At 43.5% G+C, this 16,250-nt stretch carries 11 protein-coding genes; all 11 read left to right on the forward strand.

The features are described 5' to 3' along the window. The first annotated feature begins 110 nt into the window (after nucleotides 1-110). The 11 genes from ACFWE9_RS08355 to ACFWE9_RS08405 all read left to right on the forward strand — a co-directional run bounded on the left by ACFWE9_RS08355 (nucleotide 111) and on the right by ACFWE9_RS08405 (nucleotide 16,121). Nucleotides 111-1,676 (forward strand): glutathione ABC transporter substrate-binding protein, encoded by a 1,566-nt coding sequence (locus ACFWE9_RS08355; protein ID WP_230160749.1) that lies wholly within the window; start codon nucleotides 111-113, stop codon nucleotides 1,674-1,676. Nucleotides 1,677-1,840: 164 nt separating this feature from the next. Continuing rightward, nucleotides 1,841-3,088 carry an amidohydrolase family protein gene (locus ACFWE9_RS08360; protein ID WP_230160747.1) on the forward strand — a complete coding sequence of 416 codons (1,248 nt, stop codon included), beginning with the start codon at nucleotides 1,841-1,843 and terminating at the stop codon, nucleotides 3,086-3,088. Nucleotides 3,089-3,112: 24 nt separating this feature from the next. After that, a complete protein-coding gene (locus ACFWE9_RS08365) occupies nucleotides 3,113-4,354 on the forward strand; it encodes an amidohydrolase (RefSeq protein WP_377356410.1) in 1,242 nt (413 codons plus the stop codon). A gap of 35 nt (nucleotides 4,355-4,389) precedes the next feature. Next, the gene (locus ACFWE9_RS08370) at nucleotides 4,390-5,637 is read left to right on the forward strand and encodes an amidohydrolase (protein WP_230160743.1); all 1,248 of its coding nucleotides are present in this window, start codon (nucleotides 4,390-4,392) and stop codon (nucleotides 5,635-5,637) included. 452 nt (nucleotides 5,638-6,089) lie between these two features. Continuing rightward, nucleotides 6,090-7,385 carry a uracil/xanthine transporter gene (locus ACFWE9_RS08375; protein ID WP_377356412.1) on the forward strand — a complete coding sequence of 432 codons (1,296 nt, stop codon included), beginning with the start codon at nucleotides 6,090-6,092 and terminating at the stop codon, nucleotides 7,383-7,385. Nucleotides 7,386-7,711: 326 nt separating this feature from the next. Then, nucleotides 7,712-7,963, forward strand: coding sequence for a heterocycloanthracin/sonorensin family bacteriocin (locus ACFWE9_RS08380; protein WP_230160739.1), 252 nt, complete (start codon nucleotides 7,712-7,714; stop codon nucleotides 7,961-7,963). A gap of 144 nt (nucleotides 7,964-8,107) precedes the next feature. Continuing rightward, complete coding sequence (locus tag ACFWE9_RS08385; protein WP_377356414.1) at nucleotides 8,108-10,039, forward strand: putative thiazole-containing bacteriocin maturation protein; 1,932 nt, start codon at nucleotides 8,108-8,110, stop codon at nucleotides 10,037-10,039. After that, nucleotides 10,036-11,979: a TOMM precursor leader peptide-binding protein gene (locus ACFWE9_RS08390; protein WP_377356416.1), complete on the forward strand. Its 1,944-nt coding sequence runs from the start codon at nucleotides 10,036-10,038 to the stop codon at nucleotides 11,977-11,979. Before ACFWE9_RS08385 ends, ACFWE9_RS08390 begins: the two co-directional genes overlap by 4 nt. 23 nt (nucleotides 11,980-12,002) lie before the next feature. After that, nucleotides 12,003-13,571 (forward strand): SagB family peptide dehydrogenase, encoded by a 1,569-nt coding sequence (locus tag ACFWE9_RS08395; protein WP_377356418.1) that lies wholly within the window; start codon nucleotides 12,003-12,005, stop codon nucleotides 13,569-13,571. 205 nt (nucleotides 13,572-13,776) lie between these two features. After that, nucleotides 13,777-15,207 carry a MocR-like pyridoxine biosynthesis transcription factor PdxR gene (gene pdxR / locus ACFWE9_RS08400; RefSeq protein WP_377356420.1) on the forward strand — a complete coding sequence of 477 codons (1,431 nt, stop codon included), beginning with the start codon at nucleotides 13,777-13,779 and terminating at the stop codon, nucleotides 15,205-15,207. A 719-nt stretch (nucleotides 15,208-15,926) separates the two neighbouring features. Next, on the forward strand, nucleotides 15,927-16,121 hold the full coding sequence (locus tag ACFWE9_RS08405) for a hypothetical protein (protein WP_061464872.1): 195 nt from the start codon (nucleotides 15,927-15,929) through the stop codon (nucleotides 16,119-16,121). Nucleotides 16,122-16,250 lie beyond the last annotated feature (129 nt).

The raw sequence follows: 16,250 nt of genomic DNA on the forward strand, positions 1-16,250 counted from the left end.
AAAACAAGTAAAGAAATTGAAAAAGATAGTAAAGATTTTCAAAATTAATAGTCAGAATATTTCTTATAATTAGATAAATGACAAAAAATGAAATCGGGAGGTCCAAATCCATGGGGTTAAAACAGGGGATAAGAAAGCTTTTTCTAGTCATGTTCATGGTTTTCATAATTACTGGCTGTTCTTCTAACAAGGACGTAAGCACAACAGCAAGTGACCAAAACAAAGCATCTAAGGAAGGGGGGACCTTGGTCATTGCCCGTTTATCAGATGCTGAGAATTTGGATCAGCAGTTCATGTCCACGATTAATGCCGCTAGTGTCACTCATCATAAAATTTATGAGGGTCTTGTACAACGAGATAAGAATAGTGAAATACAGCCTATGCTAGCAGAAAAATGGAAGCAAGTAAATGACACGACCTGGGAATTCAAGCTTCGGGAAGATGTAAAGTTTCATGATGGCACACCATTTAATGCAGATGCGGTCAAAAAAACGTTTGATAGACTTTTAGATCCGAAGGTTGCCTCTCCCCGAGCGGTGGTATTCGAAATGGTAAAAGAAGTGAAACCGATAGATGAATATACCGTGCAATTCATTCTGAAGGAACCTTTTTCTCCACTGCTATCCATCTTGGCGAATCATGAAGGCGGAATCATCAGTCCGAAAACCATTGAAAAGTATGGCAAAAAGATTATCCAAGAACCGAATGGAACCGGACCTTTCGTTTTTGACTCATGGTCCCCGGGCCAAGAAATCACATTGTTAAAAAACAAAAATTATTGGGGAAATGAACCAAAAGTGGATAAGGTCATCTTCAAGGTCGTCCCAGAAGATTCAACGAGGATATCGATGATAGAAACGGGTGAAGCGCAAATCGCGGAACCTCTTCCCATCGCTGTCATGGACCAGGTGGAATCCTCAGCGGCAATGGATGTTTACCGCAGTGAAGGCTATGGTACCGAATATTTAGGGTTCAATGTCAATAATGAACCGTTCAATGATGTACGGGTTCGTAAAGCCATTGCCCATGCCATTGAAATGGATTCGATCATTAAAGGTGTCTTTAATAATGTGGGTGTAAAGGCGAACTCCTTAATGGGCTCTAAAGTATTCGGGTACAACGCTAATCTGAAAGCCTATGATTACAATCTTAAAGAAGCGAAGAAATTGATGGCTGAAGCAGGTTATTCAAAAGGTTTGGACGCGACCATCCTAACGATGGACAGTAAAGAAAGAGTCAACTTGGCAGAAGTCCTTCAATCCCAACTAAAAGGGATCGGAATCAATTTGAAGGTACAGGTCATGGAGTACGGATCGTTCGTGGAACAAGTGAATAAAGGGCAATCGGAAATGTTCATCATCAGCTGGAGAAACGCGACCGGAGATGCTGACTATAATCAATATAATCTTTTCCATACGAATTCACAGGGGGCGGCCGGGAATACATTCTTTTACAGCAATCAAAAGGTTGACGATTTAATAGATGCCGCCAGAAAAGAAAAAGGGGAAGAAAAACGAAAAGAGCTATACGCAGAGGCCCAGGAAATCGAGATGGGTGATACTCCATATATTCCTGTAAGGGTCATTGAAAATGTTGCCGCAGTCGGGAAAGAAGTGAAAGGGTTTTCAATCAGTCCTTCAGGCTATTTAGATATAAATGGAGTAACGATTAAGTGATGATCAGATAAGAAGAAGGGGTTCATCCATTTAGGGTGAACCTTTTTTTGGCACAATAAGTAAAAATAACTTAAAAACGAGTAAAAATTCTGAAATTAATTGTTAACCTTTACAATTATAATGAAATGGAGGCATGTTCAATCTGGAGTGGAAGGGTGAGTTTAATGTCACAATCGTATTGGTTAACGAATGTACGCTTGGAAAATGGATTTACTTATAATGAAAATGAAACGATTACTGGTACTGCAACCGGAAATTACCACGTTAGGATTGAAAACGGAAAAATTTCTTCTATTATATCTGCAAACGAATCTATAACAGATCAAAACCCACAGTATGATGTGCGCGGCCTGCTGATGGTCCCTTCGTTTAAAGAAATGCATATTCATATTGATAAAACGTACTATGGTGGTCCGTGGAAGGCTTGTATGCCTGCAATTAATGGTGTCAAGACCCGGATAGAGGAAGAGCAGACGTTACTTCCTGAATTATTGCCAACTGCCAAAGAAAGAGCAGAAAAAATGCTGGATTTATTATTGGATTACGGATCCACTCATATACGGACCCATTGTAATGTAGATCCAGTTATAGGCTTGAAAAATTTAGAGGCTACTATACAAGCGCTGGAAGGTTATAAAGATAAATTGACATATGAAATCGTTGCATTCCCGCAGCATGGACTATTGCGTTCAAATTCCGTAGGACTAATCAGGGAGGCCATGAAGTATGGGGCGAATCTTGTAGGTGGAGTGGACCCTGCCTCCATTGATGAAAATATAGAGCGATCTCTTGAAACGATCATGGACATTGCCGTAGAATCGAATTCGGATATCGATGTCCATCTACATGATCCAGATCAGCTTGGCCTCTTTACGATGCAGCGTCTTGCATCCATGACGGAAGACGCAGGGTGGCAAGGAAGGGTAACGGTTAGCCACGCCAGCGGTTTGGCCGATCTTTCAGTTCCGGAGGCAACGAGTATAGCTGAAAGGTTTTCGGAATTAGGAATATCCATAACATCCACTGTGCCTATCTTCAGAACGATCCCGATACCCTTGCTCCATGAAAAAGGGGTAAAAGTCGAACTGGGTAATGACAGCATCACTGACCATTGGACACCGTTTGGCATCGGAGATAATCTTGAAAAGGCCGGTCGCCTTGCAGAGAGGTTCCGTATGATTGACGAACGTTCTTTAGCTAAAAGCCTGCAATTCATAACAGGAGGGAAGACCCCATTAAACCAAGAGGGAGTCAAGACATGGCCAAATGTTGGGGATGAGGCGAATATCGTTCTGCTTGAAGCAAGCTGTTCAGCTGAAGCGGTGGCTAGAAGGTCAAAACGTGCCGCGGTCATCTTCAGGGGCAACGTTGTAAGCGGATCTATTTCATCATTTGAGACGACAGGTGTCTAATCTTCTATTAAAGAGAGTGATGTAATGTATAAATCATACTGGCTTACTAACGTTACACTTGATAGTGGATATGTTTTTGAGAATGAGAGAATCGATAGAACGAAGACCGACTTATATAATATGTATATAAATGATGGAGTCATAAAGGAAATTCAATTGGCTAATGTTCCTTTGCAAACTCATCTTCCCGTTCAAGACGCAGGCAAGCTACTGGCACTTCCTGCATTTAAAGAGATGCATAACCATCTTGACAAGACCTATTTAGGAATGCCTTGGAAATCATGCACACCGGTTGCAAATTTAATGGAGCGGTTAAAATTAGAAGCGGCGGAGCTTGCTGAACTTGCACGAACAGGACAGCACCGAGCTGAGCAGATGCTTCAACTCTTGTTAAAAGGCGGGGCAACGCATGTCAGGACGCATGTTAATATTGACCCGTACATTGGTTTGAAGAATTTGGAAGAAATTCAGAAAGCGCTAGATCGCTTCAACGGTAAAATGACACATGAGATCGTGGCGTTCCCGCAGCACGGATTGCTCCGAACGAACTCAACTGCGTTAATGAGACAAGCGATGAGAGAAGGGGCGTCCTTAGTGGGTGGCTTGGATCCGGGTGGAGTGGATAATAATATAGAAGCTTCCCTATATGAAATGGTGAATCTAGCTGTTGAATTTGATGCAGATATTGATATTCATATACACGATCCGGGTCATCTGGGATTTTATACAATCAAGAAACTGGCTTCTTTCATCGATGAAGCAGGGTGGAAAAACAGAGTGGCTGTCAGCCATGCTTTTGCACTTGGTGATGTTTCTATTGAAGAGTCCCATGAACTGGCAAGCCTTTTATCAAATTTAGGGATGGCCATCATGTCTACTGTTCCGATAAACCGAATCATTCCCCCGATTGATTTACTGCATGAAAAGGGTGTACATGTAGCGCTTGGATGTGATGGTTTTTATGACTCCTGGTCTCCATTCGGGACAGGAGATATGCTGGAAAAGGCAGGTCGGTTAGCTGAGAGATACAACTGGAAGGATGAATATGCATTGTCTCAATCTCTCCAATTCATTACGGGCGGGCTTAAGACACTCGACCGTAAAGGTAACCGTTTATGGCCGAATGTCGGAGATGATGCAAGTGTTGTATTAGTGGATGCTTCATGTTCTGCCGAGGCAGTTGCCAGGAGATCTAGGCGTGCAGCGGTGATTGCCAATGGAAATTTGGTTTACGGTGGACTGGCCGGTGAAACTGCTTTGAACTGAGAATTTAATGTCTATTACAAGAAGGGATGAAGGGCATGAATACAATCTATTGGTTAAAGAATGCACGTTTGGAATGTGGTTACCAAAAAGAGAATGAAAGAGTTACAGGCACAATAACTGGGCTATTTCATCTATTAATAGAGAATGGAAGAATCACGAAGATTGTCAAAGATGGGGATCCCATTTCTACCGATGTACCATGGGAAGACGCAAAAGGATTGCTGGTGCTTCCTTCATTCATTGAAAAGCATGTACATCTTGACAAGACCTTGATGGGAGATGTATGGAGAGCGTGCACTCCTTCATCAAGTGTCACTGAACGTTTTGAAAATGAGAAGAAGGTGCTTCCTACTATTGGAAGCAGCACACGTAAACGTGCTGAATCTTTACTGGAAATACTTTTAGCTTCGGGCTCCACTCATGTACGGACTCACGTTGATATCTACCCGGAAGTGAGATTGCAAAACTTAGAACAAGTACAACAGGCGCTTGCTGGTTATTCTAATAGACTAAGTTCAGAGATAGTCGCATTTGCACAGCACGGATTGTTACGGTCTGATTCTACAAAGCTTGTCAGAGAGGCATTGCGAAACGGAGCAGGAATCGTAGGGGCAGTTGATCCAGCCACAATCGATAACGATATTGAAGCATCCCTGGTACAATTGATGGATTTAGCAGTGGAAGCGAATGCCGATGTTGACCTGCATTTACATGACCCTGGCCACCTGGGTACGTTCACGATGAAACGTTTGGCAGCTCTAACTAAGCAAGCAGGCTGGGAAGGTAAGGTAGCTGTAAGCCATGCATTTGGTATCGGAGATGTATCCAAAGAAGAAGCCTATGAGCTGGCTGACATTCTTAGGGATGCAGGGATTTCCATTGTCACCAGCGTCCCGATTAACAGACAAATGCCCCCTGTTGATTTATTACATGAAAGAGGGGTTGAGGTATCTGTAGGTAATGATAATATCTTTGATTTATGGTCACCACTCGGGAATGGTGATATTTTAGAGAGAGCTGGCAGGCTGGCAGAACGTTTCAAATGGGTTGATGAAGTCTCCCTATCCCAAACACTAAGGCATATAACTGGCGGAAAAACCCCATTAGATGAAAATGGTAACCAGGTATGGCCAAAGGTGGGGGATGCTGCAAGCCTAGTGTTAATTGACGCCAGCTGTTCTGCTGAAGCAGTTGCCAGGCGTTCTGGGCGTAAAGCGGTCATTTACAAGGGAAACATCGTTTCCGGTTCACTGAGTAAACAAAAGCAGTCAATTGACTTGTAAGGTTAACCCCAAAAGGATCTCTGGATACTTCCGGATTTCCTTTTTCGTTTTGGTCAATGTAAGGCTTGGAAAGCTGGCTGTTCATCATTTTCCGTTCTCTTGTACTTTTACTAATTTGTGTTATATGCTGGGGAAGTCATTTTTATTTTTTGCTATATTGGTTAAGGATTTCCCTCCCATGTCATTATCGTTATTGCCCTATACACTTTAAAGAGATAAAATGAATTCGATTCAAAAAAGGGCTGGTAACAATCATTCTTTAATTCCTTGCTTCCCATAGATTCCATGCATGATAGCGGTTACTATTAAAATATTGCTAGCATGATGATCAGGGGGAAGCGTCTTATTAACATGGGTATTGTCCTGCGCCTTCGCTTAAGGGGAAGGCGATGGAAGGAATCCTGTATTCACCATAAGCTTGAAAAGCATCATGTTCAAAGGAGATGGAAACTATGAAAAGCTGGGGATCATCTGTGACTCTATTTTCTTCTTTTCAATGGTTGTTTTTTATTTTTGCAAATACGGTAGTAGTGCCGATATCGATTGGAGCAGCATTTGATCTTCCTTCCAATGTCACGGAAATGACCATGAGAAGCTCGCTTATATTCACTGGGATCGCTTGTGTCATCCAAGGTTGGAAAGGGCATAAGTATCCAATTATGGAAGGTCACTCTGGTTTATTGTGGGGAGTGATGTTGAACTTAGGATTATCTGCACCATCGATAGGGCTCGGTTATGCTGAAATAGGAGGGGGGATAGCTACCGGCCTCATTGCAGCAGGTATCGTGACCCTGATTATTTCTGCCTTCAACCTGATTTCTTACGTCCAGAAGATTTTCACCCCGATGGTCATGACCGTTTACTTATTCCTTCTGACGTTTCAGCTCATTTTCGTTTTTTTTAAGGGGATGCTGGGAATTACGGAGAATGGGGAAATTAACATCCCGGTCAGTTTTCTATCATTGGGGATTGTCTTATTAGTAAGTATATTAAAACTAAAAGGCCCAAGGACCATAAGCAATTTCTCCATATTGATCGGGATTATCGTGGGATGGATTTTTTACGCGCTGCTATTTCCGGATGCGGGGGGAGAAATGGGCACTACGGGTGCCGCTTTTTCATTTTTCCCATTAGGTGCTCCAAACTTGGAATTCGGGATAATAGCGATTTCCTTTTTTGCAGGATTACTGAATTTGTGCAATACGTTCGCTTCCATTCAGGCCGCATCGGAATTAATCGGTGATGAAGCTGAACACAAGCAGTATCGAAATTCTTTATTTATGACTGGTGGTTTTACCATTTTCGCTCCGGTACTTGGCCTTGTTCCATACACGCCTTTTACCTCATCCATCGGATTTTTGCAAAGTACGCAAATCTATGAGCGAAGGCCGTTTTTATTGGGAGGCACGCTGTTGACCATAATTGGATTGCTTCCTCCTTTAATCTCTTTCCTTGCTACCATGCCAATAACCGTCGGGAATGCTGTATTGTTTGTTGCTTATCTTCAACTGTTTGGAACGGCTTTCAATAGCGTCAAGGATGAGCATTTTACTTCGGACACGATATTTAGGCTTGCCGTACCCGTATTGATCGGAGTGAGTTTGATGAACATCTTGCCCACCGCATTTGCGGGCGTTCCCATGCTTTTACGGCCCTTTTTAACGAATGGGCTCATTATGGGAGTATTGATATCCATAGTGCTGGAAAAATCGGTAAACTGGAAGCAGTATGAACCGCAACAGAATTAAGGGTATGTTCCATTTACCTGATCGATGTGTGTACATATAATAATCCACCATTGAAATAAGGAAAAAGAAGAAGCTAATGAACTTGTACTATCAATAAGAGTAGAACATGAAAACCGGAAGGATATAACCTTCTGGTTTTTTGTTTTTTCATTTATCTTTTAATTCTATGGAAAATAGGCTTTTGAATCAGTGGCAATCCCCACTAGCCTTACATATTTTGTTGAAGGGAGTGCATGACATGGTGTGGATTCCCGGACTACTTTTCTTCTGTTTCTCTTTTTGCTATTAGGCGTCACATTATTAATGAATATACGGAGGTAATATAAATGAATGAGTTCCAAAATCAACTTCAAATGTTGAATGTAGACAATTTTCAGGTGAGTCAGCCAGTTCCTTGGGAGCAAAACCAGTACAATTTGGATGATTCGTCTCGACAATTCATTGGTGTGGGTGGTGGCTTTGGTTGTTTTGGCTGTTTCTTATGCTTTGGCTGCTTTGGTTGCGGTGGCTGCGGTCGTTGTGGTGGATGCGGACGCTGCGGAGGGTGCGGCGGTCGTTGTGGACGTTGCGGCCATTAAGGATTCAGGTCTTCTAAACAAAAGTCCCTGCATGTGCAGGGACTTTTCTTATTGCAATAGACATAAGAGACAAATTGTCGTACATAGGATAAAAGTGAAGTGATAAAGCAGGACTTAGAACAGCTTCGGGTTAGGAGGAGCAGAATGGGAAATTTGACCCCTTCTATGCGTCTGAAAGTGAAAAGGGACACTTTTTTTCTCCCTGAACCAAACAGAGGTGTGTATTTCCGGAATAACATAAGTTCGTTCCATATGGAGGGCAGCACGATCGTCCAGTGGATTGAAAAGTTATTGCCGATGTTCAACGGGGACCATACGTTAAGTGAATTAACAGATGGATTGCCAGGTCCATATCGGAACCGCGTGATGGAAATTGCCGAAGTTTTGTACAAAAATGGTTTTGTTCGGGATGTAAGTCAGGACAGTCCTCATCAATTGGGGGATCAGGTTCTTGAACACTATGCGTCCCAAATTGAGTTCCTGGACAGTTTCGGCGATTCAGGGGCACACCGTTTTCAAGCTTATCGAAAGGGGAAGGCGTTGGCAATAGGCTCTGGACCGTTGTTCCTTTCATTGGTGTCATCGTTGATGGAATCAGGACTTCCCACATTCCACATCCTAATTACGGACACGGTGCCGACCAATAGACAAAGATTAAAGGAAATTGTTTCTAATGTTCATAAAACGGACGAAGAGGCAGCGGTTGTGGAGGTCATGCTAAAGGGCGATGAAAGGGATTGGGAGGAAATTGTAAGGCCATTTGATTCGATATTATATGTGTCACAGGAGGGAGATATAGAGGAATTAAGAGAACTTCATTCGGTTTGCAGGAAAGGGAAAAAGGTACTGTTCCCTGCATTGATTATCAATCAAGTTGGATTGGCAGGTCCTCTTGTCCATCCGGAATCCAAGGGGTGCTGGGAGTCGGCATGGCATCGTTTACATCAAACTGTGCTGGAAAAAAATCAGGGCCCTTATTCCTCCACGGCAGGAGCTATGTTAGCCAATATAATGGTATTCGAGTGGTTTAAGAAGGCTACAGGTGTTACTACAGCAGAACAAGACAATCAATTCTATCTGTTGAATATGGAAACATTGGAGGGGAGCTGGTACCCGTTCCTTCCTCACCCGAGGGTCACGGGTCAAGGGACTGCTAAATGGATTCATGATGTTGATCAGCGGCTCGAACAAAAATCAGGCAGGGGTGAGCCTGGTAAGGTGTTTTTGCATTTCAGCCGGTTGACATCAAGGCAATCTGGAATCTTTCATACTTGGGAAGAGGGAGATTTAAAACAGCTGCCGTTGGCTCAATGCCGCATTCAGGTTGTTGATCCGTTGTCTAACGGTCCAGCAGAACTTCTGCCTGATATTATCCGTTCGGAACTGACTCATGAGGAAGCAAGGAGGGAGGCCGGTCTTGCAGGGGTCGAAGCGTATGTAACCCGAACACTCAGCCAGCTCATGTCGACTCTTCCTTCGCTTCCCGATGCAGGGGAAATAAAGGAATCGATTGGTGTTGGAGCAGGGGAAACATTTGTTGAATGTGTTTGCCGTGGGTTGCAGGGCATTTTGGATGCAGAGTTTGGAAAACGACAATTCGGTCAAGAGGATCTTGTGTCGGTGCAGTTGGGGACAGTGGAAGATGAACGCTGCCAGTACTATATACAAGCGTTGACCCGGCTGCAAGGTGAACCGATCATCGGGCTGGGTAAGAATGTGTCCGGGTTCCCCGTGGTATGGGTCGGTACAAGTGACGGCTGGTCTGGGGCTGTTGGGTTGAATGTAACCATCGCATTACGGAACGCCTTACAAAAGGCCGTTATGAAAGTCCAAAATCAGACCGTTTGCCTCACAGCTCCAGATTTATTGGTTTCGCCTGAAGTAAAGGTCCTGCAAAACCTTGTGATTCCTTCATGCGAGGTTACAGCGAATTCTGAGATATTGCAGTCCGCCATGCATGTCTTGGAGAAGAACAAGAAGCAAATGTTCGTTTTTGAATTAGAACTGGAACCTTACTTGAAAGAAGAACTGGCAGGGGTATTTGGGGTGTTTTTGCGAGAGGAGGAAACAGGGTGAAAGCTGACGTATTGGTTGTCGGGGAAGGAGTGTTGGCTGACCATGTTTCAGGAGACTTGTCCGGCCAATATCAAGTCAATCGCCAATCCGATTTCGAGGCAGGAATCCCACAAACGACTGCTTTGGTCCTCGTGCTGCAAGATGCTTGGAATCCTGCTGTCCATCAAAAGGCGGAGGAGTTGTTAAGGCCAACAGGCATTCCTTGGCTGCGAGGGTTCGTATCATTTGGAGAAGGAGTGGTCGGTCCGCTGGTACGTGCGGATACTCTGGGGTGCTCGCAGTGTGCAGACCTTAGGCATCTCATGGCAGGACGTGATCGTCAAGAAATGTTGGGAATCCGCAAGCAGCTGGAAGAAAATGGAGGGATTCAGCGTGATGTGGCGGCTTCGCGCACTGGCCTTTTACAGATGGCTCACCTGATTGGGGCAGAGGTAAGGAAGGTGATGAAAGGAGATCGGGCCCGTTCGGAAGGGCGTATATCATTAATCAACCTGAAAACGCTGAATGGTTCGTGGCATTCGTTTTTACCTGATCCATTGTGTCCAGTGTGCAGTCAATTACCGGATGACTCGAAGGAACGCGCAAGGATTTCGTTAAAGCCAAGTCCGAAAATCAGTCCTGAAAGTTATCGAACCCGTTCAATGGAAGATTTAAATAAAGTTCTGGCCCAGGATTATTTGGATCATCGCACGGGATTCTTGAATAATAAAATGATAGACCTTGTACCGCCATTTGCCGATGTAAGTGTTAATTTACCTTTGCTCATAGGAGATGAGGGGACGGCAGGCCGGACTCTTTCATATGCCGCAAGTGAAATGACAGCCATATTGGAGGGCCTGGAAAGATATTGCGGAATGGAGCCCCGTGGGAAACGTACAGTCATGCATGACAGCTACAACAACCTGAAGGATCAAGCACTGAATCCCATCAAAATAGGAGTACACTCGAAGGAACATTATGCACAGCCGAATTTCCCGTTTCGACCGTTTAACCCTGACCGCTCGATAGATTGGGTCTGGGGCCACTCATTTTTGCAAGAGCGTCCGATCCTCGTTCCAGAATTGCTTTCCTATTACAGCTTGGGCTGCGGAGATGGGTTTGTCTATGAAACCTCCAATGGTTGCGCTTTAGGGGGAAGTTTGGAGGAGTCCATTTTCTACGGCATCATGGAAGTGGTGGAACGTGATTCGTTTCTATTGACATGGTACGCGCAGCTGCCCCTCACACGGCTTGACCCAAAATCTGCAAATGATAAAGAGCTGGAGTTGATGATTGACAGGGCAAGGGCTGTGGCGGGATATGATATCCATTTGTTTAATTCCACAATGGAACATGGTATACCGAGTGTTTGGGCATTGGCAAAAAACAGGAAACAAAAAGGGTTGAATATCATATGTGCAGCCGGGGCGCATCTGGACCCGATCCGGGCGGTGAAAAGCGCGGTTTTCGAGTTGGCAGGCATGATGCTGACCCTTGACGATAAATTGGAAGAAAACCAGGAGGAGTTTGTAAAAATGCTGCATGATTCCTCACTGGTAACGAAGATGGATGATCATGGCATGCTATACGGTCTACCGCAATCGGAAGAGCGACTGCAGTTTCTGCTGGATGATGACCGTCCAATGCGAACGTTTGATGAAGAATTCGAGAAAAGGGTGATGCATTCGGACTTGACCGATGATCTGCAAGACATTCTTCAAGAGTTTCGTCGATTGAAACTAGAGGTAATTGTGGTGGACCAAACGACACCGGAAATTGAACGAAATGGATTACATTGCGTGAAAGTGCTGATTCCGGGAATGCTGCCGATGACATTCGGCCATCATCTTACCCGCGTAACAGGGCTTGAGAGGATTCTGAGGGTTCCAATGGAACTCGGATATGCAAAAAAGCCGCTTGAATTCGACCAGCTCAATCCGCATCCGCATCCGTTTCCATAAGCGGTGACTTAGGAGGTAGGAGGATGAGGCTAGAGGCATTTCTGCACAATTTGCATTTTGACATCGAAAAGGCCAGTCCGCAGGATTGGAAAGTGGATTGGGATGATGCACCGCTTACGTATAAGCTTTACCGTGACTTGCCCGCATTTCCATTGTCACTGGAGGTGCCGCTGACGATTGAAGGGGCCAGCATCCCCACAAAACACGACCTCAAAGGAATCGGCCATTTTCTATGGTATGCATATGGCCTTACCCAAATCAGTCAGTCTTTGAGGTCCACCGATCAAGAGGACCTTATGCAATCATTCCGGCGTTTTCCGCCTTCAGGGGGAGGGTTGTATCCCAGTGAATTGTACGTGTATTTGAAGATGGAGGAAGTGCCTGCTGGCGTTTACCATTATGATGCGGCACACCATCAGTTGGTGTTGTTGCGAGAAGGGGATTTTGATTCATATTTAACCATGGCCCTTGGTGATCGCTGTGATGTGTCCGCTTGTTTTGGCATGGTTTTTGTATCGACGATGTTTTGGAAAAACTTCTACAAATATAATAATTTTTCATATCGTCTGCAAGGGCTGGACGCGGGCGTACTCATAGGGCAGTTACTCGAAGGGGCTAAACGGTTTGGAATCGCATCTGAGGTGTACTTCCAATTCCTTGATCGGGCCATCAATCATCTGCTTGGGTTATCGGAAGAGGAAGAGAGCACGTATGCGGTGATTCCCTTATCGGAAGAACTTGCAAATTGGTGTACGGAAGAAAAGATGATAGACGGACCTGTCACTTCGACACAATTGTGCCGGGAATTGACGGATATCCATCCAAAACATTATGTACGGTCGCAGAGGATCAGGGAGTATCCGATGTTAATTAAAATGAATGAAGCTTCCATGATCGAATCCACCCGATCATTTCGGCCGATCCATACTAAGAAAGGGGAGGAGTGCGAAGGACATACGATCGCTCTTCCTATCGTGAAGCGATTGTCCTATGATTTTGCTTCTGTTTGCAAAAAGCGGTTTTCACCTGAAATGGACTTCATTTTAGGAAAGGTAAGTCAAGTAAAACTGGCGGCTCTCCTGCAAGAGGCAACAGCTTCGTTCTCGTATCGAAATGATTTGGATGAAACAAATGAAAACCATGTAGATCGCGTCTCCTTATATGCTTGTTTGTATAATGTGGAAGACATTCAAGATGGTGCCTACCATTATGACAGCACGACACATTCATTACGACTGATACAACCAGGTGATCATCGGCTCCACCTGCAATACGGATTGTCCCTGGATATCATGAATTTTCAGCAAGTACCGATTTGCTTACATGTAGTTGGTGATCAGGATTATTTCAAAACGCAACTTGGATATAGAGGATACCGTATCCAGCAAATGGAGGCCGGGATGCTTGTCCAGCGCTTACTGATAGCGGCGTCAGCTCTTGGAATGAACGGGCATCCCCTGCTCGGGTTTGATGTGAATAGTAGTGATGAACTTTACAAACTGGGAGGTATTCAAGGGAAAACGAGTTTAATCCAAATCCCGATCGGATACTATCGGGATCGCCCTTGGCTGAAGGGGAGTCTGCATGGTTGAAAAAGATGAAACGAAAGCCTCCATTTCATTTAAGAAATGGAGGCTTTCGTTTTTATTTTGTAGTACAGCTTCTATCCTAAGAGTGCAATAATCTCGGCTGAAGATTATACTGGAATAAAAGCTTTTACTACTTTTGGGAATGGATAAGTATATAACGTTAATAATTTAGTACGCTTTTAACTAAACATTTTAAAGGATGTAGCTTATGGAATGGGAAACTGACAGAAAATCCAAGAAGCCTTTATATAAACAAATAGCAGCTTACATCGAGAGTGGCATTGCTGATGGAACATTTTTATTGGATAAGCCGCTACCGTCTGAACGCTTCTTGGCAAGTGAACTGGGAGTTAATAGAAGCACAGTTGTTGCGGCTTATGATGAATTGGAAGCAAATGGGCTAGTTGAACGAAAAAAAGGAAGCGGAACGATGATCAGCAAGGATATTTGGGGAATTACTCGTAAACGTATACCTAGTTGGAATAGATATATCGAAGCGGGTTCTTTTTTGCCCAATATGCCAGTAACCCAAAGAATACGTAAAGAGACGGAAGGGCATAACCTTATTAACTTAGCTAGTGGGGAGCTTTCAGAAGACTTATTTCCAGTCCAATCCTTGCGTGAAATCATTTCTAATAGGTCCTTCATTGGTAGCCTAGGTTATGATCACCCTCAAGGCAATGCGGTTTTAAGGGAAACGATAACCAATCATGTTAAACAGTATAGGAGAATTGACACGCATCCATCTTCTATACTCATTACTTCTGGTGCACAGCAAGCCATACATCTGGTGGTCCAATGCTTGTTAAAGCCAGGAGATGCCGTTGTATTGGAAGATCCATCATATAGTTACAACCTTCCCATCTTTCAATCCGCGCGGCTAAAAATTTTTCCTTTACCAGTTGATAAGGATGGCATCAACCCAGAGGATTTACTGGAACTCCATAAAAAACATCGGATCAGGATGATTTTTTTGAACCCTGTATTTCAAAATCCTACAGGAACTGTCCTTCATATCAACCGTCGTAAAAGGATTCTTGAACTTTCATCCGAATATGGAATACCGGTCATAGAAGACGATCCTTATAGTTTAACTTCCTTTGCTGGGGAAGAAATTTCCACTCTAAAATCGATGGACAACAACGGAAATGTTTTATATATAAGCTCTTTGTCAAAAATTGTTGCATCCGGTTTAAGAATTGGGTGGATTATAGGACCAAAACCAGTTATAGGGAGACTATCTGATGCTAAGCAGCAGGTTGACTTCGGTCACGGCTCATTCACTCAATGGATAGCAAACGATTTTTTGGATTCAGAGTATTTTCCTGCCCATATTGCCTACTTAAGGGGGCAACTGGAAAAAAGAAGGGATGCAATGGTTTCGAGTCTTCAACAATTCCTGCAAAAAAAAGTTGATTATTATTCGCCAAATGGTGGAATTCATTTGTGGTGTAAGCTGAAAGTGCCATTGAACGAAATGAAGTTACTGGAGGAATCTATCAAAAGAGGAGTCATATACGTTCCTGGTTCAACACTAGGTACGAATAAGGAATACGTACGCTTTACTTTTGCAAGGGAAAATGAGGATTCCATTCACGAAGGCATCAAAAGGTTTGCAGAGGCTCTACAAAGTTTATAATCATATGCTTTAATATTCACAAGAGAGAATCATGACAAAGTCATGATTCCAAACTGCAGTGGATGAAAATCAAGTTGAACTGCCCCGTAAATGTTAGACACCAAACTAACATTTACGGGGTGTTTTTTTATGGCTTGTACAATTTAGACGTTGATTTCCACTCCAGGCACTCACTTTCCGCGGGCGGTCCGGGAGCCTCCTCGGCTTACGCCTGCGGGGTCTCCCGTAGAAGCGCTTTCCCGCAGGAGTCTCGCACCTTCCTCTCCAATCAACTATTTATAAACTTTAGATAGGTGCCATACCCGAGGAGTTGAAGGTGTTGTTTTTAGGATCATCATTTGATAAAAGTTACGTTTTCCAAACTCCTTTTGTCCTTTTCGATGAAGTAAGTTAGGTCTGAGTTCTTACTATACGTGGTATCTTAGCCATTTCTTCAGTGGCGCTTTGCACTTTTCTATGTATATTAACGAAAGAATTCAACAAGTGGATGGGGGAAATTTCACTTGATTGGATGGTCCTAAAATTGGTTGTTCTTTTATTATAGAGAAGTAGGCTTATTCTAATATATTTACTCAGTAAAAAACGAAGAGCGATCTACCTGGACAATTTAATATTGACATGCAAATGGGGAACGATTTTTTATGTAGTTACACTACGATGAGAAGCGGAATAATTTGAAATGGTTCAAGGAAATAGATAATACTGGGAGGCGTTGAATCATGACGATAAGTGTAATATTAGTAGTAGCCATTAGTTTAGTTGCTCTGGTTGGTACCCTTTCGTTAACGGGAAAGAGTGATAGTGATTATTCTGCTGCAACGAGAGGGAATTTGTTGAACCTTAGTTATATTTATATTGGTCTTGCCCTAGTATTAACTGTGGGCATCATTTACTTCGTCATAAAATTAGCCTAAGATACCACTTGAATGATTATTATAATATCAAAATGTACAGAACAATAGGCGTAATTGTATAAAGGTCATGTCTTGTTCGAGTGATTTACAATACCATACTCTATTTGTGAAAAATTGTGAATTTATTCA

Origin of the sequence: Peribacillus sp. NPDC060253 (genome assembly GCF_042727425.1) — a bacterium.
Taxonomy (GTDB): domain Bacteria; phylum Bacillota; class Bacilli; order Bacillales; family DSM-1321; genus Peribacillus.

What these genes read in the sequence shown, in the direction of transcription:
- ACFWE9_RS08385 (WP_377356414.1), top strand. Translation starts at nt 8,108, where the DNA reads ATGGGAAATTTGACCCCTTCTATGCGTCTGAAAGTGAAAAGGGACACT.
- ACFWE9_RS08370 (WP_230160743.1), top strand. Translation starts at nt 4,390, where the DNA reads ATGAATACAATCTATTGGTTAAAGAATGCACGTTTGGAATGTGGTTAC.
- ACFWE9_RS08360 (WP_230160747.1), top strand. Translation starts at nt 1,841, where the DNA reads ATGTCACAATCGTATTGGTTAACGAATGTACGCTTGGAAAATGGATTT.
- ACFWE9_RS08395 (WP_377356418.1), top strand. Translation starts at nt 12,003, where the DNA reads ATGAGGCTAGAGGCATTTCTGCACAATTTGCATTTTGACATCGAAAAG.
- pdxR (WP_377356420.1), top strand. Translation starts at nt 13,777, where the DNA reads ATGGAATGGGAAACTGACAGAAAATCCAAGAAGCCTTTATATAAACAA.
- ACFWE9_RS08365 (WP_377356410.1), top strand. Translation starts at nt 3,113, where the DNA reads ATGTATAAATCATACTGGCTTACTAACGTTACACTTGATAGTGGATAT.
- ACFWE9_RS08375 (WP_377356412.1), top strand. Translation starts at nt 6,090, where the DNA reads ATGAAAAGCTGGGGATCATCTGTGACTCTATTTTCTTCTTTTCAATGG.
- ACFWE9_RS08405 (WP_061464872.1), top strand. Translation starts at nt 15,927, where the DNA reads ATGACGATAAGTGTAATATTAGTAGTAGCCATTAGTTTAGTTGCTCTG.
- ACFWE9_RS08380 (WP_230160739.1), top strand. Translation starts at nt 7,712, where the DNA reads ATGAATGAGTTCCAAAATCAACTTCAAATGTTGAATGTAGACAATTTT.
- ACFWE9_RS08355 (WP_230160749.1), top strand. Translation starts at nt 111, where the DNA reads ATGGGGTTAAAACAGGGGATAAGAAAGCTTTTTCTAGTCATGTTCATG.